This window comes from uncultured Dialister sp., assembly GCF_900541605.1.
Classification (GTDB): Bacteria; Bacillota; Negativicutes; order Veillonellales; family Dialisteraceae; genus Dialister.
The window spans coordinates 1-18934 of record NZ_UQKJ01000026.1 but is presented as its reverse complement, the minus strand read 5'-3'; the positions used below and the strand labels follow the sequence as shown (position 1 = coordinate 18934).

Annotated in this window: 14 protein-coding genes; 8 read left to right on the top strand and 6 right to left on the bottom strand. The window is 52.5% G+C overall.

Annotated elements, in window-relative coordinates; genetic code table 11:
* Window positions 1-361 precede the first annotated feature (361 nt).
* A complete protein-coding gene (locus QZR21_RS03290) occupies window positions 362-1888 on the bottom strand; it encodes a hypothetical protein (protein ID WP_296973739.1) in 1527 nt (508 codons plus the stop codon).
* Between the two features lie 392 nt (window positions 1889-2280).
* Here QZR21_RS03290 and upp point away from each other — a divergent pair, with 392 nt between their 5' ends.
* A complete protein-coding gene (upp, locus tag QZR21_RS03285) occupies window positions 2281-2904 on the top strand; it encodes a uracil phosphoribosyltransferase (protein WP_296095877.1) in 624 nt (207 codons plus the stop codon).
* A 230-nt stretch (window positions 2905-3134) separates the two neighbouring features.
* On the opposite strand, the gene QZR21_RS03280 is transcribed toward upp, so the two are convergent.
* Window positions 3135-4628, bottom strand: coding sequence for a hypothetical protein (locus QZR21_RS03280; protein WP_296095879.1), 1494 nt, complete (start codon window positions 4626-4628; stop codon window positions 3135-3137).
* A gap of 409 nt (window positions 4629-5037) precedes the next feature.
* On the opposite strand from QZR21_RS03280, the gene QZR21_RS03275 reads away from it, so the two are divergent.
* The 3 genes from QZR21_RS03275 (at window position 5038) to QZR21_RS03265 (ending at window position 7215) form a co-directional block, all read left to right on the top strand.
* Window positions 5038-5439, top strand: a complete 402-nt coding sequence (locus QZR21_RS03275; protein WP_296095882.1) for a pyridoxamine 5'-phosphate oxidase family protein — start codon at window positions 5038-5040, stop codon at window positions 5437-5439.
* A gap of 156 nt (window positions 5440-5595) precedes the next feature.
* Entirely contained in the window at window positions 5596-6483 is an 888-nt protein-coding gene (rarD, locus tag QZR21_RS03270; RefSeq protein WP_296095885.1) for an EamA family transporter RarD, read from the top strand.
* Between the two features lie 177 nt (window positions 6484-6660).
* A complete protein-coding gene (locus tag QZR21_RS03265; protein WP_296095886.1) occupies window positions 6661-7215 on the top strand; it encodes an NAD(P)H-dependent oxidoreductase in 555 nt (184 codons plus the stop codon).
* A gap of 247 nt (window positions 7216-7462) precedes the next feature.
* Here QZR21_RS03265 and QZR21_RS03260 read toward each other — a convergent pair whose 3' ends face one another.
* From QZR21_RS03260 to QZR21_RS03250, 3 genes are read right to left on the bottom strand one after another with little or no spacing between them, the layout of a single operon-like run.
* On the bottom strand, window positions 7463-10597 hold the full coding sequence (locus QZR21_RS03260) for an efflux RND transporter permease subunit (protein ID WP_296095889.1): 3135 nt from the start codon (window positions 10595-10597) through the stop codon (window positions 7463-7465).
* Window positions 10594-11661 carry an efflux RND transporter periplasmic adaptor subunit gene (locus QZR21_RS03255; RefSeq protein WP_296095891.1) on the bottom strand — a complete coding sequence of 356 codons (1068 nt, stop codon included), beginning with the start codon at window positions 11659-11661 and terminating at the stop codon, window positions 10594-10596. The genes QZR21_RS03260 and QZR21_RS03255 overlap by 4 nt, the downstream gene beginning before the upstream one ends.
* On the bottom strand, window positions 11658-12248 hold the full coding sequence (locus tag QZR21_RS03250) for a TetR/AcrR family transcriptional regulator (protein WP_296095893.1): 591 nt from the start codon (window positions 12246-12248) through the stop codon (window positions 11658-11660). Before QZR21_RS03250 ends, QZR21_RS03255 begins: the two co-directional genes overlap by 4 nt.
* A 325-nt stretch (window positions 12249-12573) precedes the next feature.
* On the opposite strand from QZR21_RS03250, the gene QZR21_RS03245 reads away from it, so the two are divergent.
* From QZR21_RS03245 to QZR21_RS03230, 4 genes are all read left to right on the top strand, one after another.
* Entirely contained in the window at window positions 12574-13308 is a 735-nt protein-coding gene (locus tag QZR21_RS03245) for a LytTR family DNA-binding domain-containing protein (protein WP_296973731.1), read from the top strand.
* 178 nt (window positions 13309-13486) lie between these two features.
* Window positions 13487-14815 carry a GHKL domain-containing protein gene (locus QZR21_RS03240; RefSeq protein ID WP_296973728.1) on the top strand — a complete coding sequence of 443 codons (1329 nt, stop codon included), beginning with the start codon at window positions 13487-13489 and terminating at the stop codon, window positions 14813-14815.
* A 308-nt stretch (window positions 14816-15123) separates the two neighbouring features.
* A complete protein-coding gene (locus QZR21_RS03235; RefSeq protein WP_296095901.1) occupies window positions 15124-16476 on the top strand; it encodes a sensor histidine kinase in 1353 nt (450 codons plus the stop codon).
* A 208-nt stretch (window positions 16477-16684) separates the two neighbouring features.
* Complete coding sequence (locus tag QZR21_RS03230) at window positions 16685-18037, top strand: sensor histidine kinase (RefSeq protein WP_296095903.1); 1353 nt, start codon at window positions 16685-16687, stop codon at window positions 18035-18037.
* Between the two features lie 120 nt (window positions 18038-18157).
* On the opposite strand, the gene QZR21_RS03225 is transcribed toward QZR21_RS03230, so the two are convergent.
* Window positions 18158-18799 carry a CpXC domain-containing protein gene (locus QZR21_RS03225; protein WP_296095905.1) on the bottom strand — a complete coding sequence of 214 codons (642 nt, stop codon included), beginning with the start codon at window positions 18797-18799 and terminating at the stop codon, window positions 18158-18160.
* Window positions 18800-18934 lie beyond the last annotated feature (135 nt).

The window sequence follows — 18934 nt, the reverse complement described above, 5'->3', positions numbered from 1 at the left end:
CGCTTTGATGTGCAGAAAAAGCGCCAACTTACCTTGACCTCAGCAGTCCTATGCATGACTGCTGCTTTAAATAGCTCGCTATTCGCGTCGAATTATTCCTCGCATTGTATAAAAAAACAAGAATGAAATCTGACAACGATTTAATCAGCGCTTCCCTAGAGAACACAGCTAAAGCTCCCATTCCGGCGAAGCCAGCCCCACCTTATGCCCCCGGCGCAAAGCGCCCACAACCCGGTGAACAAGCGCAGCAATGTTCACCCACAACCCTTACGAACCATTCAGCTGGTGAGTGCAATAAGTAAACAGTCATCAGCAAAAAACCGCAGGATCCATTCCTGCGGTTTTTCGTTTCTTATTTTTTTCAGCCCTTCATCACTGTGCCGTCAGCCAGTTTGATGGTATGGCCATTGTAATTGATGGTGCCGAGATTGTTTACCGTGGTGGCTTCACTGTCTTCGGTGAGGGTCCAGGTGGAGCCTTCGGAAATGAAGATGTCGGCGTTTGTCTTATAGGCATCGCCATTCTGGGCGTTGGGAACGATGTGGACAGCGCCGGTCCAGGTGGAGCCTTCGGTAAGGTTCACGTTCACATCGGAAATGGAGTCTACCAGGATATTACCATCGAGTTTCTGGTTCTTGAGAACCAGTTCCACGTGGCCCCCGTTACTGCCGGGGTTGCCCCAGCCGAAGCTGCCGTCGTTACCGGTCACCGTAAGTACCGGAAGGGTATTGTCCTGCTGGATGGCTGTGTTTTCGAGGGTAATCCGTCCATGGGTGCTGGTGACGTAGAACATGCCGCCCTTATGGGAAATAAGGGTGGAGTCCTTGGCATTAAACTGCTGGGTGCCCATGGTGCCGATAGCCGATTCATCGGCATAGAGGACCACGTTGTAGGGAACAGAGTTCGTTTCATTGCCTTCAAGGGTAGCGCTTTCCAGGGTAAGTGTATTATTGCCTTTGATCACTGCGGCCTTTGTAGCCTTTGCATTCACGGTGCCATTGGTAACGGTGACATCCCCATTGGTGTAGACACCATGGGATTCCTGGCCGGTGGTGGTGAAATTGCTGTTTTCTGCCAGCAGGATGCCGCCGTTCTTGGAAACCTTGATGGCCGGGGAACCGTAGCCCGCGGTGGATACGGTGCTGCCGGACAGTTTCATCATGGCTTTTTCAGAAAGTTCTACGGCAGGAGCAAAGTTTCCTGTGGTATCTACGGTGGAGTCAGTGAGGTTGATATAAGTGCCTTTGCTGTATCCGTAGGCACCGACGGCTCCGTTGCCGGTGGTGGAAATTTTTGCTTTCGTGAAAGCGCCGTGACCGCCGTGGCTTACGAGGAGGGCCGCATTTTTACCATAGAGGTCGGAATTGGTGACATCATCCACGTCGCCGGATTTCGTAATGGTATCGCCGGTGGCGCTGATGTAGGCCATGGATACGCGGAGGGCATTTTCATTGGCCTTCTGGGAAACATAGGTCTGGCCATCGTAGGTGCCATCGCTGGTGAGTTCATTGGCCGTATCCCCCTGGTCAGCGGTGTACTTTGCTGCCGGTGCCGGGGTGGGCTCCGGTTCCGGCTCCGGCTCCGGCTCCGGTGTCGGTTCTTCTACCGGCTGTTCCACAGGCTGCTCTACGACGGGCTTCGGCGCTTCCGGAGACAGGTTCTTGAATGTGCCGGATTCTACGGATTTTTCCACGTCCGGAAGGGTCAAAGACAGGCCCTTCAGCAGGGCATCGGTGTAATTCACTTCCGGTGCCTTGGCAGTTTCTCCGGCTGCCGGAGCCGCCTCACCTGCCGGTGCCGCTTTCGCATCCTCTGCAAACACAGAAGGCGCTCCCACTCCGGCAATAGCCAGGGCGCAGAGCAGGGCAGTGATTTTGCTATGTTTCATATATTTCCTCTTTTCTTAGTACGGTTTCATAAACTGGATCAATGTCTTATAAACCTAGGATATCATAGTCCAATATCCACATTTTACAACAAATCAAGGGAGTTGTCATGTAGTAAAGAATAGACGCCTGTCAAACGTGGTGTGTAAGACGGGAAGAAAGCCGGAATTGAAATCTGGGAGTGAAGGCCCAGCGGCTTGCCGCCTTATCCCAATCATCCCCCCTGCGCCATTGCAGCTTTGAAATCTTTGGCGCACGCCGTTTGCCCGAAGATGTACTCTTCCCTCTTTTCTCTTCACTCTTCTTTTATAACCAATGGGATTCTATGGGCAGGTGTGCTAAAATAGGTACGGTAAATTCGTTTATTCTATGATTACATTACAGGGAGGCACCTATGCAGATTCACATTATTGACCATCCGCTGATCCAGCACAAACTCACCATTATGCGTTCCAAGGATACCAGTTCCGGCGAATTCCGCCGTCTCCTGAAGGAAATCACCCTTCTCATGGGTTATGAACTGACCCGGGACCTGCCGCTGGAAGATATCGAAATCGAGACGCCTTTGGAAAAAGCCCGGGGCAAACGGGTAGCTGGCAAGAAAGTGGGCATCGTCCCCATTCTCCGCGCCGGTTTCGGTATGGTTGACGGCCTTCTGGACCTCATGCCTTCCGCCAGGGTCGGTGTCATCGGCCTGTACCGGGATCCGGAAACCGCAAAGCCCATCGAATATTACTGCAAACTGCCGGACGTGGAAAACCGGGATTTCATTCTGGTAGACCCCATGCTCGCCACCGGCGGCAGTGCCGTGGCAGCCATCGATATGATGAAAAAGAGGGGCGTAAAGAATATTAAGTTCATGTGCCTCGTGGCTGCTCCGGAAGGGGTGGAAGTGGTAAACGATGCCCATCCGGATGTGCCGATTTTCACGGCCTCCCTGGACCGCAAGCTCAATGAACATAAGTACATCCTCCCTGGCCTGGGCGATGCGGGGGACCGCATTTTCGGAACGAAGTAAAAAATCGAGACCAGAATTCTGATCGCAGGGAATACGGTTAGCAGCAAAGCTTTGAGCCTTTAGAGTTGAGCCGGCTCGCCTGCAGCGCTTCCAACTGTAAGCCAGCCATGCCGCAGGCAGTAGAGTTTGCCTGAAAGCCCCGTGCCGGCAGCTCTATCCGTAAGCATGCAATCCCGCAAAATAAAAGCACCGATGACTTTATCATTATCGGTGCTTTTTATGTGCTCTATTTATTTTTTTAATACCGTCAGCCTGTAGCCGTGGGTATTGATTTTACCTTTATTATCCAGTGTGGTGACGGTGGAGTCGCCGGTGAGGTCCCACTGGGCTCCTTTGGCAATGGTGAGATAGATGCCGGCATCATTGGAGGTTCCTTTTTCGTTGGAAAGAATCTCCGCCTGCCCCTTCCAGGTGCTTCCCTGGCCCAGGGTCATGGTGAGCCTGGAAATGGTATCCACCGCAATGGTGCCGTCCAGTTTCTGGTGGTCCGCCGTAAAGGCAGCTTTCCCGCCGTTACTGCCGGCTTTACCCCAGCCCCGGGAAGCGCTGTTTCCGGCTACCCTGAGGAAGGCGCCATCGTTGTCTTCATTTTTAATTTTCACATTATCCAAATGGATGGCGCAATCCGTATTCGTCACATAAATGACATCGCCCTTATGGGACGTAAGGCTGCCGCCTTCCATGGAGAAGGACGATTCCCCTTGCTCTGCATCGCCGCTCATGGACTGGTAAATCATGACGGTATGGACATTTTCTTCCCGGATGGTCTGCTGTCCCATGACCCGGGTGCTGTCCATGCTGCCTTCGAGGCTGCAGTTCTTGAGGGAAATCTTATTTTTCCCTTCGATCACAGCCCCTTCGGAATGAAGCGCCTTCAGCGCAGCCCCTTCTACTCCGATATCGGCGGTGGAGTAAATGGCTGGAGATCCATGGCCAGCAGTGACAAAGGTCCCCCCTTTCACCCGCACCGTACCGCCGCCCCGGTCGGAACGGATGGCGGCAGAGGAATCGCCGGAGGTAGCGACGGTCAGGTTTTCCGCTTCTGTCTCTCCGCCGCCGGTGGTCTGGATGCCGCCGGAATTATGTCTGGTGGTGGTGATAGTCACATTCTTTGCCATCATCTTCGTACCCTTGCCGTAGCTGAAAAGGCCATTCCCGTTGGCCGCAGAACTGTGGACCGTAGAATCCTCGATGGTAACCTGGGCTCCGTCTGTAGCCAGGAGGGCCGCATTCATACCATAGAAATCGCCGCCTTCGGTGCTGGAGGATTTGCCTTCCTGCTTATCGATGGAAACTTCCTTCAACGTCACCGAAGCGCCGGTGATGCGGAGGGCATTTTCATCGTCCCCGGTGGAGCCGAAGACCTGGTCCGCAATAGTCGTATTTTCTGTAATATTCCTGGCGGCGGTGCCCTGGGTCACATGGTCCGGCGGGTTAAATCCACCGGGCGGAGGGGTCATGGTGCCGTCCCCGGAAGGCGGTGCCGGAGGCATGCCGTTGGCAGGCTGGGTCCCCTGGGAAGTTCCGCTATGGGAAGAGCTCTCCACGGGAACCGCCACCTTGGTCACCGTAATGTCCTGGGGCCGGTTCTGGAGGTTCCAGGTCATGGCATCGGAAAACCGCTGGGGCAGTACGTTGTCCGATTTCTTGTCCGCCGCCTGGGACAGTCCGCCGCTGCAGACAAGCAGTGCACAGATAAAGGCTGCTGTTTTTGTATATTTCATCGCCATCACTCCTTACGTAAGGTAACTAACTGGTATTTGCCCTATTATAGCACAGAATTTTTGATATCGTTCACTGTTTTTCATACGGTTGGGCGCCGCTGAGGGATAGAGTCATTCGTGCGGGGCTTCTAGAATTAGGAAAGCTCTACAGCCTACGGCACGAATGACCGGCGGAAACATCAGGGGGAAAGCACCGCAGGCGGGTCAGCTTTCCTAGCTGCTAACAGCTAGAAGCTAGCAGCCCCATGCGAGTGATTCTGCACACAAACATGCCAACCGCCAATCTCCAACAACTCGCAATACTGAAATTGGCAGTGCCCCCATTTCCTTTTCCCCTCTGTCCCCTTTCATCTGGCTTTCGAAGGAACTATAATACATACAGTTGTTTAATAATAAGGAGGCTCTTCAAATGGATGAAAATGTAAAAAAGATCCTGGAAAACAATCTGTGGGAAGTGGCTACGGTCTGCAGCAAAGGATTCCCGAATGTAGTACCTGTAGGCTTCAAGGCTGTCCTGGATGACGGGAAGCTGGCCGTGGGCGATGTATTCCTGAAACAGACCCTAGCTAATGTGGAAGCGAACCACCGCATTGCCATTTCCGCCTATGATCCCAAGACATCGGAAGGATACCAGGTCAAGGGCAGCGCAGAATATGTGACCGAAGGTCCGGTGGTGGAAAAATTCAAGGCCATGGCCAAAGAACTTTTCCATGGTGCCTGCGATGCTAAAGGGGCCCTCATCATTACTCCGAACAAAATCGTCGTCACCACACCGGGACCGGACAATAAGAAAGTCCTCATGGGAGAATAATGGAGTCCCCTGTGTCCCTGGGAGCTGCAGAATTTACTGCAGCTCTTTTTTTATCCCTTTTCCCAGCCCGGTTCTCTGTAACCATAAAGAAACCACCTGTCTTTTTGCGGGAAACAATGGTATGATAGCTTTCATCAAAAGGAGGAGGTCTATAGGATGGCAGAAAGAAAAGAAGGGCTTCTGGCAGCCCTTTCGGGATACCTGCTCTGGGGCATACTGCCACTGTACTGGAAACTGCTGGAAGGAGTGGGTGCCTATGAAATCCTGGCCCACCGTATCCTGTGGTCCTTCGCCTGTATGGTGCTGGTTCTTGCTTTTCTCAGAAAAGGCAGGGAATTCCGGGATACGGTCAGAGAGCTCATGGCCCACGTGAAGCGGGGATTCCTCATGGTTTCCGCTGCCTTCCTTATCACCGCCAACTGGTGTATCTTCATCTGGGCTGTCACCCATGACCACATCGTGGATTCCAGCTTCGGCTATTACATCAATCCCCTGGTCAGCGTCTTCCTGGGAGTTCTCCTCTTCCATGAACGTCTCTCGAAGCTGAAGTGGTTTTCCATCGGCATTGCCTTCTTCGGCATTCTGGGCATGAGTTTCTTTCTCGGCCATTTTCCTTTGGTGTCTTTGGGGCTGGCATTGACTTTTGCCCTCTATGGCGCCGCCAAAAAGGAACTCCATATCAGCCCTTTCGTCAGCATTACCCTGGAAACCCTCATCGTGCTGCCCCTGGCCCTGGGATACGTCCTTTTCCTGTGGCATAGCGGAAGCGGCCATTTCCTTACGGGAAATACCCAATTCACCCTCTGCCTTCTCGGTGCCGGTGCGGTGACGGCCCTGCCGCTCCTCCTCTTTTCCGCCGGAGCCAACCACCTGCCATTGAATGTACTGGGATTCTGCCAGTACATCTCCCCCAGCCTGTCCCTCCTCCTGGGCCTTTTCCTGTACCATGAGCCCTTTACAGCCATCCAGCTCTTCGGCTTTTCCACCATATGGATCTCCCTCGTGGTCTTCACAATTTCCGACGTCCGTGAAAACAGAAGGTAAAGAAAATTCATATACCAATGGATAGAGTCATTTGCGTAGAAAATGCCAGGGCATCCTGTACGAATGAATCCATCACAGCACCGTAACCGACCTTCTTTTTATCTTTCCTTTACTTCCCTGTGTTACAATAGGGATAGTATAGGTTCTGTTACATTTCCCTGTAAGGAGGTCTTTACCATGGCAAAAATTCTTGTTGTATCCGGTCATCCCCATCTGGATAAGTCCCTCGCGAACCGCACCATTCTGGAAACCCTGAAAGGTCTGGGACCTGATTTCACGCTCCACCGTCTCGATGAAACGGGCTGGGATTTCGACGTGAAAAAGGAACAGGAGCTCCTGAAGGACGCCGATGTCATCGTCTTCCAGTTCCCCATCCAGTGGTATTCTTATCCTGCCCTCATGAAGCACTGGGTGGAAGATGTCTTTGCCCATGGCTTTGCTTACGGCACCGGCGGCACGGCGCTTAAGGGAAAGAAATTCCAGCTTTCCTTCACCACCGGCAGCCCCGCCAGCGCTTACCGCGTGGGAGGTCCCAACAACCATCCTATTGAAGATTTTCTCTACAATTTCCAGCAGATTGCGGCCCTCTGCGGCATGGAATATGAGGAACCCATTTATACCCTGGGCTGTGCCTATATCCCCGGCGTAAGCCCTGACTTCGTAAAGGATCGGGTCATTAAAGACTGCAAAGCCCACGCAGAAAAACTGTCGGAACGGCTGAAGGGGTTTTAAAAGGCAGAATTGAGATTTGAGGTAAGAAAGTTGAGGTTCAGCGGCTACGCCGCAACCGTGGAAAATGAGGCAATATACCACCGAAGGTGGCTGATGTACCTTATGCCCCCGGTGCAAAGCACCCACAACCCGGTCGGACCAGCGAAGCGCAGTCCGACCCACCACCCTTATGCCTCATTTACAGGATTCCTGCCCCCCTGGTTAAACAAAAAAATCCCCATCCGGGGTTACCGGATGGGGATTCTTTTTATTTCTTATGAGCTTCTTTCGCCTTTTTCTTTGCTTCCTTCCGTTCCGCTTTTTCTTCCTTTTCTTCTTCAAACTGTTCTACAATTTCTTCCGGTTCTTTAACTTTGAACCAGAAGGCATAGAGGGCAGGAACGAAGAGGAGACCCAGGGGCGTTGCCACGGAAAGGCCGCCGATGAAGGCTGCGGACATGGGGCTCCAGAAAGGATTCGGGAGCAGGGGAATCATGCCGAGCACTTCCGCAAAGGAGGTGAGCATGATGGGGCGGAAGCGGAGGACCGCAGACTCAATGACCGCATGGTAGGGGTCCATACCGCTTTCCAGGTGCTGCCGGATCTGGTCCAGGAGAATGATACTGTTTCGCACCACCATGCCGCCGATGGCCAGCATACCGATGATGGCCACGAAGCCCATGGGCTTCTGGGTTACCACCAGGGTCAGAATGCAGCCGATCATACCAAGGGGCGCCGAGATGGCGGCAATCACCATGAGCCGGAGGTCCTTCAGCTCGAACATGAGCACCATGAGGATGATGAAGATCATAATAGGCACGGTGGCCATGATCTGGCCCATGGACGTATCGCTCCGTTCCAGGGTGCCATCTTTTTCCAGGGTATAGCCATCGGGCAGGTTATTCCGGAAATCCTTCAGGGTCTTGTCGTAGAGGGCGGAGGCCACGGAGTCACTGGTCACGCCGCCGGTCACATCGCTTCGGATGGTGATGCAGGGCTCGATATTTCTCCGCCAGATGGTACTTGTTTCATTCTGGTAGGAAATATCCGCAAATTCACCGAGCGGTACGTAACGGCCGTTTCCTACATGCACCGGCAGGGAAGCCAGGTTTGCCATGCGGGCCGTATTGTCCCCTTCCAGGCGGAAGGAAATGGGCACCAGCTGGTCCCCCTGGTAGGATTCCGCCACTTTATAGCCCGACAGTTTCACATAGAGGTCCTGGGATACGGCGTAGTTGTCGATGCCCAGTTCCCGCACCTTATCCTGGTTGATATTGAGATGGATGGTCGGTGTCTGCTGGGGCCAGTCCAGGGATGCATTGGTAACATTCGGATGCTCTTTCACCAGGGCCAGTGCTTCTTCCGCCAGGGCTGCCGTCTTGCCGGCATCAGGTCCGCGGAGGCGGAGCATCACCGGATATTCCGCCGGCGGGCCGGTCTGGATGAGCCGGGTATGGGCCCGGACTTCCGGATACTGCTCTGCCAGCATGGATTCCACGTCTTTCCGCAGGGTATCCCGGGAAGTGGTGTCCTTGGCCACGATAATCATCTGGCCATGGTCGTCTTCCGCTGCCTGGGGGTTGAAGAGGAGAATGAAACGGGGCGCCGTATCACCGATGTAAGTGGAGAAGGAGGACACCCGGTCATCACCGTAGAGACTGTCTGCCGCGGCGGACATGACTTTCTTCGTATCCTTGATGGAGGCCCCGGAGGGCAGGTTCACATCAAGAATAATTTCCGGCCGCACGGAGGAGGGGAAGAATTCATGGTTCACCAGGGGCAGGGTCATGAGGGCAAATACAAAGAGGGCCCCAACGCCGATGATGGCGGTCTTCCGGTAGTGGACGAACAGTTTCACTGCCTTCCGGAAAGCGCCGTAGGCTTTGTCCTGGATTTTCACTTTGATGGGGTTCGGCTTGCCCAGTTTAATGAACTGGTACCCCAGCACCGGGCTCACGAAAATAGAGGCAATCCAGGAAAGGAGCAGGGTAGAACCAATGACCCAGAAAAGGGAATTCGTATATTCCGTGACCTGCCCTTCCGCCAGGCCTACGGGGATAAAGCCGGCCGCTGTAATCAGGGTGCCCGCCAGCATGGGGGCAGCACAGGCCTTGTAGGCCCCTTCTGCCGATTCCATACGGCCGCATCCGTGTTCCAGCTTCACCTGCATCATTTCGATAACGATGATGGCATCATCCACCAGAAGCCCCAGAGATACGATGAGGGACCCAAGGGATACGATATGAAGGTCGATGCCCCGCCATTTCATGAAGAGGAAGGAAGCGCACACCACCACCGGGACGCACATGGCCAGCACCATGCCGCTCCGAAGGCCCAGGGACAGGAAACTCACCGCCATGACGATGATGAGGGCTTCGATGAGGGCTTCCGTGAATTCAGCAATGGAGTTATTGACCACCTTCGGCTGGTCCGCCACCAGGTCCACGTCCATGCCTGCCGGGAGTTCCGATTTCATATTGTCCACAGCGGCCTGGAGGTTCTTTCCCAGGGTGAGGTTATTGCCGCCATCTGCCATGGCCACGGCGATGCCGATGGCCGGCTTGCCGTTGAAGTACATGAGGGAGGTTTCCGGATCCGTATAGGTCTGGGTGACCTTCGCCACGTCGCCTAAGTGGAAATTCCGTTCACCCACATGGATGGGGATATTTTTCAAAGCTTCCGTGGTGCCCAGGAGTCCTTCCACCCGGATAGCCACGTTCCGGGAATCCGTGTGAATGGTGCCTGCGGGCATCATGGCGGACTGCTGTTTGATGATACCGTAAATATCAGACGGAGACAGGCCGAAGGAAGCCAGCTTGTTCTGGTCCATTTCCACGTAAATCATCTGTTCCTGCACGCCCAGGAGCTTCACCTGCTGCACGTCCGGCACCAGTACCAGACGGCGGCGGATATCTTCCGCATATTTACGTTTTTCTTCGTAACTGTAATCGTTGCCGGTCAGGGCATAAATGGATCCGTACACATCATCGAAACGGTCGTTGATGACCGGTCCCTGCACACCGGAGGGCATATCGCTCCATACATCGGTGACCGCATTCCGCACGTCATGCCACCGCTGCTGGACTTCCGACTTCGGCACGCTGTCCTTCAGGTCCACGTAAATGACGGTCTTCCCGTCGTGGGTAAAGGACTTGATATAGTCCAGCCCCTTCGTATCCTGCAGCTTCCGCTCCAGGGGATAGGTGACCTGGTCCGTGATCTGCTCCGCCGTAGCGCCGGGCCAGGCAGCGGCGATGACCATTTCACGGATGGTAAAATTCGGGTCCTCGCTGCGGCCCAGGCGGAAGTAAGAGAAGATCCCGCCGATAATGATGGAAATGATGAAGAAATAGACGATCTGCTTGTGGCGAATCGCCCATTCCGCCAGGTTCACCCCTTTCATGTTCTCACCTCTTCCCCTTCCGTGAGCTTAGAGGCTCCGGCGGAAACGATGCGGTCCCCCTTATCAATGCCTCCGGTGATTTCTACCGTATCTTCACCGTAGCGGCCGGTGGTTACTTCTTGGAGATGGACCTTATTGTCCTTCACTACCCAAACCGCCGGCTTTTCACTCTGGGTGGCCATGGCCGAAAGGGGCACCATGAATCCTTCCCCTTCCTTCCGGCTGCCGAATTTCACTTCCGCCGTCATGCCTACCACCACGGAATCCGGCGGGTCGATCAGCGTTACTTTCGCATCGTAGGTGCCGGTATTCGTATTCGGAGAAGCTGCGATATCCCGCACCGTCCCTTCCACCGTCACTCCCGGGAGGGCCCAGAAGGTCACCGTAGCCGGCGTGCCGACAGCATAGGATTTATATTGTTTTTCTGTGAGGGAAATATGGACATCCTTCCTCGAATCATCGATGATGGTCACCACCGGTGTACCGGCAGAGACCACCTGACCCACTTCATACATGGTGGAGCCGATGACTCCGTCCCGGTCAGCGGTGAGGAGGGTAAAGCCCAGGTTATTCTGTGCCCGGGCCAGGGCGGCCTGTGCAGAGTCCAGCTGGGCCCTGGCCAGATCCGATTTGTTGCTCACCTGGTCCATGGTGAGATCCGAAATGGCATTGGCCTGATGGAGCTGCCTGTACCGGGCTTCCGTGGAATAGGCCAGGTCCGCCGATGCCTGGGCGGAGGTAAGGGCGCTCCGGGCTGAAGCCACCTGCTCTTCTGCATCTTTGGAGTCCACTTTCATCAGCACGTCGCCGGCAGAAACCCGCTGGCCCTGATCCACATACCGGGCCATGATACGGCCGCCGGTCTGGAACGCCAGGGGCGACTCAAAATAGCCGTGGACCGTGCCGGAGAATGTGGTCTTTTCCCCTTTCACCGATTCCCCGGCCACCACCGTTTTCACCAGGGGCGCCTGGTGGGAAACCGCCGCCTGCTGGCCGCAGCCTGCCATGAGGATGGATGTGCCAAGAAGGCCTGCCGCAATCCATTTCTTCCAAGTTCTCATCATTTTCCCTCTCCCTTTTTCTTATCTTCTCCACCCTGCTTATGGGCTTCCAGCCCCTTCAGCATGATGTCTTCCAGAAGTTCCAGCACATCCTGGCCGGTCATATTCATTTCCTTCAGAAATGCCGGATCCGTGAGCCCCCGGGCCGCATAAAATACACACTGCCGCACCACGGGAAGATTCACATTCCGGTATTCCCCTTTTTCCACGCCCTCCTTCAGAAGGGCCATCATGTCATCAAACTTGGCTTCCCGGAACTGGTTCCACTCCTGCCATATATCTTCATACCGGTTCTGAAGGTCCTCATTCACCGCTTCCGGCAGGTACCAGAAGGTCTCAAAGAAAAGGCCGCAGAATGCCATGAGCCGGCTGTTCACCGGTCCCTCCCCGTGGACAAGGGACTTTGCCCGGCTGTCAAACCGTTCCATGGCCCAGTGCATCACAAGGTGCACCAGGTCTTTCTTGGAATCCACGATTTTATAAATGGAACTCTTGCTGGCATGAAGCTTTTTCGCCAGGTCATCCATGGTAAATTTGAGGGACCGGGCTTTCATTTCCTCCAGCGTCGCTTTCACCAGTCTGTCTTTCATAGTTACCTCCAGTACTAATTTGGTTTTTCCAGTACTGAATCTATTATAAAAAAATGTCGCAATCCCGTCAATGTTTTTTATACGGATGGATGGAATTCATGATACGAAAACTTTCAATCTGTTGAAAAGCCTGTGTCCCTGGGCCGATGATTCCGCCCCGAAAGGAGCTTGCCTTTCCCTCTTTCCCCATTGTCACGCTACTTTTCGATGAAGTATAATAGAGAAAATTCACTGTATTTAAGGAAGCGTAGATGAATTTGCAGAATCAGATTGTATCAGTACTTCCTTAAAGATTTTTCTTTTGTTTCCGGGGGAACTTTCTACCATGATCCGAATTGCTCTGATCGACGACAGCCCGACGGATATTGAAATCGGACAGCGCTATGTAAAATCCTATTTCGAATCCCGTGAGGACGCCAGGGATATGGAAATCTCTATTTCCACCTATCTTGATGGTCCTTCTTTCCTGTCTGAATTTGAAGAAGGCAAATTCGACCTCATATTCCTGGATATCTATATGCCCAGTATGGATGGCATAGAGGCGGCAAAAAATATCCGACAGAAAGATGAAGATGTAAAAATTCTCTTTCTTACCACCAGCCGGGAACATGCGCTGGAAAGCTACCAGGTCTTCGCATTGGGCTATATCCTGAAACCCCTCATCAGCCACAAAGATGACCTGTTCTCTGCACTGAACCGGGCGTTGCCGCCGGGTGCCCTGAAACCGGCAGCCCTTATTCTGCGGATTCCCGGAAACGAAACCCTGAAATTTCCGCTCAGCCGCATCATGTATATCGACTGCAACAAAAGCCGCACCGCCACTATCCACATGAAGGATAAGGAAGCCCCCACCCGGGAAATGTTCCAGGAAGTGGCAGAAACCCTGTCCGATGATCGCCGGTTCTTTGAATGTTACCATAAGGTGCTCCTTAACATGGACTTCATCGAATCCATGGACGATGAATCCTTCCGCCTCACCGATGGCACGGTGATCCCCATCAGCCGCCGGAAAAAGAAGGAAGTCAAGAATCACTACATGCAGTACCTGCTATCCAAATAGAGGATTTTATTATATTATTTTCTACAGTCATTCCATTCCCTTGCACTTTTCAACGGCCATTGACTGCAATTTCCCCATCTGCCAAAGTCCTGGCCCTTCTCCACCCTGATCGGACTTTGGCAAACCATGAACCCTTTATGCCAGTTTTATACTGTTTTTCCAATCGAGGAGTTTCATCATGGAAAATACTTTTTCTCTGGCCCTGTGTACGATGGTCATTCACCTGGCCGGCCGTTTTATCTGGTACGAATCGTTTCGCGACTACATTTCCAAAAAGAAACGGAACTATGCCGCCCTGTCCTTTCTGGCCCTGGGCCTTGTGAACCTGCTGATTTTTACTTATCTCTTTTCCCAGCCCGGCAGGCTTGTTCCCATATATAAGACATCCCTCGCCCTGGGGTGGCTGCCCTATTTCCTGCTGTCCTTCCTTTGGCTGCCGAAGATGGTGGCCCAGCAGGTTTTCGTCCTGGGCATGCAGGGGCTCTGGATTTCTTTCCTCCACACCCTGAGTATGATTTCCGTCATGGCCATGGTACAGGACCTCTCCCTCATCGATAAGCTGAATATGGAACTCATCGGATACATGGTTGCTTTTATCCTGACCTTCCCCATCAGCATCCATATTTTCCGCCACATGTGTCCCTCTCCCCAGCTCATCAATGAAAAATCCTACGGTTACTACATTGCCTCCCTGCCCATCATCATTTCCCTCATGCTGATTCCCATCAGCATGGACGACCGGCTCTGGAGCATAGACAAACTGGCGGCCCGATTCATTTCGGCCTTTGCTTTCTACGCCCTGTACCGCTACGTATACCTGGAGGCCCGGGACCTGGAGGGCATGGTGCTCCTCCGGAGTGCCGATGAAATCAGGGATAAGGCCATCCGGTTCTTCCAGAACTACACCATTCTCGTACAGGACACCATGAAACAGGGCTCCATCCTGCGCCATGATGTGCGCCACAATATCCATACCATCTATAAACTGATTGCTGAAGGAAAGCAGGAAGAGGCTCTCTCCCTGCTGGAAACCTACGATGATGACCTGGAAAAGTCGGTCATCCATCCCTACTGCCTGAATCCCTACATCAATGCCATCCTGTCTGTCTATCTCCACAAGGCAAAAAATGCGGGCATTCCGGTATCCCAGCGCATCAGTTTCCCCAACAATATCCCGGGACTTCAGGAAGAGCTGGGGCTTCTCCTGGCAAACCTCCTGGAAAATGCCATCCGGGTATCGGAGAAAGAAAATCCGAAGTATCGTTTTCTCCGGCTGAACCTGCAGCAGAAAGGGAATCAGGTCATCCTTGCTGTGGAAAACTACTGTGAAAAGCCACTTCATTTCGATGATGAGGGCTATCCACAGGCACCAGAGCCCGGCCGGGGTACCGGCATGGCTTCGGTCCACCGGTTTATTAAGCGCTACGATGGTTTCAAGAATTTTACCTGGAACGATGGAATCGTTCGTTTTGAAATTTACTTCCGGCTGCCTGCCGTAAAAAAATAACCAGGGAAGCGCTGATTAAATCGTTGTCAGATTTCATTCTTGGATTTTTATACAATGCAAGAAATAATCCGATGCGAATAGCGCGTTATTTAAAGCAGCAGTCCTGCATAGGACTGCTGAGGTCAAGGTAAGTTGGCGCTTTTTCTGCACATCAAAGCGCCTTCCTTTTATCCTTGGCCGATTATGACGAAGCAGTGCATAAAAATCCTTATGAAATCTGACTCTGCCAATTAATCAGTGCTTTCCTGGTCCCCCAGCAAGGGACCGGGGCAGCCTGTAATTCTTTTTTCTATTTCGGGGGCCTGCAGATGGAACTTGACATTCTGATGCCTGTCACAGTGACAATCACCCATCTCATAGGAGCACTGATTCGCTATGTTCCTTTTCACGATGTACTCAGCAGGAAACAGAAAAGGGGTATGCTTTTCTCCTATCTGGTCCTGGCGGCCATCATGTTTTTTGTTTATATGAAACTTTTCGAAAATCCAGCCACCCGGGTGCCCTACCTGAAGATTGCATTTTCCCTTGGAGTTTTCGTTTACGTGGCAGCCGGTCTTTTCTGGTTCCATACCCGTATCGCCCAGCAGCTGTATATTTTCGGCATGTCCGGGCTCTGGGTCAGTACCATACACACCGCCGCCGGAATTCTCATTTATTATGTACTTCATATCGATACGGCCCAGGACCAGCTTTTTACCATTTCCGTGATTGACCCGCTCTGCAATCTGCTGCTCCTGCCATGCAGCCTGTACATGTTCCGCCGGATGCGTCCATCCTCCCTGCTCATGGGGGATAAGCCCTATGGCTATTACATGGCTCTTCTTCCGCTGGCCATCGTATTCATCCAGGTGCCCCAGAATATCAACATGGACCAGTTCTTCTGGAATACGAACCGAATCCTTATGCGCGTCATTACGGCGGTGTGCTTCTTCATCATGTATAAAGGTGTCCGTCTGGAAGACGAAAACCTGGCCAGCGAAATCCACCTGCGGAGCGTGAACGATACCCAGCGGAAAACCATCCATTTTCTTCAGAGCTATACCCTTCTCATCCAGCAGGGAACAAAGAAATTCTCCATCCTCCGTCACGATATGCGCCATCACATCCAGCTGGTGTACGCCCTCATCCATGATGATAAAAAGGAAGAGGCCCTGAAGGCCTTGGAATCCTTCGATACCCAGCTCGATAAGACCGCAGTCCGGCCTTACTCTTTGAATCCCTATATCAATGCCATCCTGTCGGTATACATCAACCGGGCCCGGGAAGAAGGTTTTTCCGTCACCACCCAGATTAATTTTCCCGAAAGTGTTCCTATTCTGGAAGAGCAGCTGGCCGTGGTGCTGGCAAATCTTATGGAAAATGCCATCCGTGTCACTTCTCGTGAACCAGTGGAAAAACGGTTCCTGGAAGTCCACCTGCAGGCCAAAGGGAAGCAGGCGGTGCTAGAAGTGGAAAATTACTGTTCCAAACCCATTGTTTTCAATGCAGAAGGATTTCCTTCCACCACGAAAAAGGGCCATGGCATCGGCATGGTCTCTACCCGCCGGTTTATAGAACAATATAAGGGATATAAAGACTTCAGCCAGACCGATGGCCATGTAAAATTCGTCATTTATTTCCGTATGGATGTGCCGGAGAAATCGTGTGCCAAAGACGCCTGATGTCTTTATCCTTATCTTTATCTTTGGCATGCCTGCATGCAGGGTCACTCTTCCCTGAGAAAAGTGACTGAAAAAAAGGATCCACGGCTTCGCCGCTATACCTGTCTGAAACGGGCGGTCTGATTGTCTGCCATTCTACAACCGGGGGAAGCCACTTACGCAAGTAACTCTACCCATAAACAGCAATTTCAGGAAAGGTGATGAATCCATGGAGCTTGCATTCCTCCTGGCCGGCAGCGTGACTTTTATCCACCTGGCAGGCGCCCTGATCCGGTATGAACCATTTCATGACGTTCTCTCCCGGCGCAAAAAGAAAGAACTCTTCTGGTCCTATGCGGTCATTGCTGTCCTCATGTTTCCCGTGTATGTGCTGTTTTTCCAGGATCCCGACACCCAGGTGCCCTACCTGAAGACCGCCCATTCCATGGGGGCCTTCCTGTATGTGGCGGCCACATTCTTCTGGTTTCACACCCGTATCGCCCAGCAGTTCTATACCGGCGGCATGCAGGGACTCTGGGCCAGTACCATGCACACCATAACGGCCATCCTGGTGTACCATTTCTTTCAAATTGATGTAAGCACAGAACAGGTACTGGTCATTGCCGCCATGGATCCCCTCGTGAATGCTGCCCTGCTTCCCTTGAGTATCTATCTTTTCCGCCGCATGCGGCCGTCATCCCTCCTCATGAGCGATAAACCCTACGGTTACTATATGGCGGCTCTCCCACTGGCCATTCTTCTTATCCAGTACCCCCAGAACCTGAACATGGACCCCTATTTCTGGCAGCCCGACCGCATTTCCATGCGCATTATCACAGCAGCCTGCTTTTTCCTCCTCTATAAAGGGGTCCGCCTGGAAGACGAGAATCTGGCCAGCGAAATCCACCTGCGCAGCATGAACGACACCCAGCGGAAGACCATCCATTTTCTCCAGAACTACACCCTCCTCGTACAGCAGGGAACAAAGAAATTTTCTATTCTTCGCCACGACATGCGCCACCATATCCAACTGGTGTACGCCCTCATCCATGACGATAAAAAAGAAGAAGCCCTGAAGGCCCTGGAGTCCTACGATACCCAGCTCGATAAAACCGCTATCCGCCCCTATTCACTGAACCCCTATATCAACGCCATCCTGTCCGTGTACATCAACAGGGCGAAGGGCGAAGGATTTACTGTAAGCGTCCATATCAATTTTCCCGAAAAGGTGCCCATCCTCGAAGAACAGCTGGCGGTGGTACTGGCGAACCTTCTGGAAAACGGCATCCGCATTACCTCCCGGGAGCCAAAGGATAAGCGGTTCCTCGATGTCCACCTGCAGGTGAAAGGACAACAGGCCATCCTGGCTGTAGAGAATTACTGCTCCAAGCCTATCGATTTTGATAAAGATGGATTTCCCAGAACCAGCCGCAAAGGCCATGGAATAGGGATGATTTCTATCCGGAAGTTTATAGAGCAGTACAAAGGATACAAGGACTTCACCCAGGAAGGCGGCCATGTAAAATTCATCATCTACTTTCGCACGAATGTGCCAACACCTCCCCGTGAGAAAGCCGGTTAATTTTTGGGAACCCAGCGGTCAGGAGCCAGCCCCGCCAAAATGGCGCCAGCCATAAATATTCCATTTCCCATAAAAAAGGAGCATTGAAACCTCGGTTTCAATGCTCCTTTTATTTCTGAATCAGCCCATGCGGGTAATCATATCTTTCGCCCAGGCCCGGTTGATGATGAGATCCCCCTGGGAGAGAACATCAATCCTGGCCAGCGCCGCCTCTTTGATGGCGTTGTACAGGGACATATCAAACTCCATGGACGCAATCATCTTTCCTTCCTTCCGGAAGAGAAATCCATGCTCCCCGTCCTCATTGGTGGCAAAGTAGATTTCATCGATATGCTTATCCTTGTACTTTTCGTCCACGTTGTCCCAGATGGAGCTCTTGATGATTTCCACGATCCGGTCGTCCAGGCCTGCATCCAGGATCAGCAGTTTTTCCTTGAATTCATTGTAGGAAAGGACAATCCGTTTCAGATAACTGTCGAAGGCATTGCCACGCCTGGAAAGGATGGACTCCATTTCTTTGGGAGAAGAGCCATCGGCATCGACAAAGATGAGAATCTTATCTTCCTGCTGGTGGTAAAGAAAATTGTAATTCAGAAGGGATGTGGCACCGCAGTCCGGGCAGCGGTACCGGAAGGCTTCATCGTTTCTGACCTTTTCCTTCATTTCCGGATTTTCCATGGTATTGATACTGTCCCAAACGGTAAAGGAATGTTTCTTCCCGCATTTGGGGCAGGTAATTTCCTGCATAGCACTCTGTGACATGTATGACCTCCATATGAATACGGTATGTACTTCATTAATTATAGCACAGGGCACAGGGCTTTGGCTTGAAGGTGATTTTGCGGTTAAGGAAGCACTGATTAAATCGTTGTTCGATTATACTCTTGTATTTTCATG

Excerpts from the sequence above, each read along its gene's own strand:
- QZR21_RS03290 (WP_296973739.1), bottom strand. The coding sequence starts at position 1,888 with ATGAAACATAGCAAAATCACTGCCCTGCTCTGCGCCCTGGCTATTGCC.
- upp (WP_296095877.1), top strand. The coding sequence starts at position 2,281 with ATGCAGATTCACATTATTGACCATCCGCTGATCCAGCACAAACTCACC.
- QZR21_RS03280 (WP_296095879.1), bottom strand. The coding sequence starts at position 4,628 with ATGAAATATACAAAAACAGCAGCCTTTATCTGTGCACTGCTTGTCTGC.
- QZR21_RS03275 (WP_296095882.1), top strand. The coding sequence starts at position 5,038 with ATGGATGAAAATGTAAAAAAGATCCTGGAAAACAATCTGTGGGAAGTG.
- rarD (WP_296095885.1), top strand. The coding sequence starts at position 5,596 with ATGGCAGAAAGAAAAGAAGGGCTTCTGGCAGCCCTTTCGGGATACCTG.
- QZR21_RS03265 (WP_296095886.1), top strand. The coding sequence starts at position 6,661 with ATGGCAAAAATTCTTGTTGTATCCGGTCATCCCCATCTGGATAAGTCC.
- QZR21_RS03260 (WP_296095889.1), bottom strand. The coding sequence starts at position 10,597 with ATGAAAGGGGTGAACCTGGCGGAATGGGCGATTCGCCACAAGCAGATC.
- QZR21_RS03255 (WP_296095891.1), bottom strand. The coding sequence starts at position 11,661 with ATGATGAGAACTTGGAAGAAATGGATTGCGGCAGGCCTTCTTGGCACA.
- QZR21_RS03250 (WP_296095893.1), bottom strand. The coding sequence starts at position 12,248 with ATGAAAGACAGACTGGTGAAAGCGACGCTGGAGGAAATGAAAGCCCGG.
- QZR21_RS03245 (WP_296973731.1), top strand. The coding sequence starts at position 12,574 with ATGATCCGAATTGCTCTGATCGACGACAGCCCGACGGATATTGAAATC.
- QZR21_RS03240 (WP_296973728.1), top strand. The coding sequence starts at position 13,487 with ATGGAAAATACTTTTTCTCTGGCCCTGTGTACGATGGTCATTCACCTG.
- QZR21_RS03235 (WP_296095901.1), top strand. The coding sequence starts at position 15,124 with ATGGAACTTGACATTCTGATGCCTGTCACAGTGACAATCACCCATCTC.
- QZR21_RS03230 (WP_296095903.1), top strand. The coding sequence starts at position 16,685 with ATGGAGCTTGCATTCCTCCTGGCCGGCAGCGTGACTTTTATCCACCTG.
- QZR21_RS03225 (WP_296095905.1), bottom strand. The coding sequence starts at position 18,799 with ATGTCACAGAGTGCTATGCAGGAAATTACCTGCCCCAAATGCGGGAAG.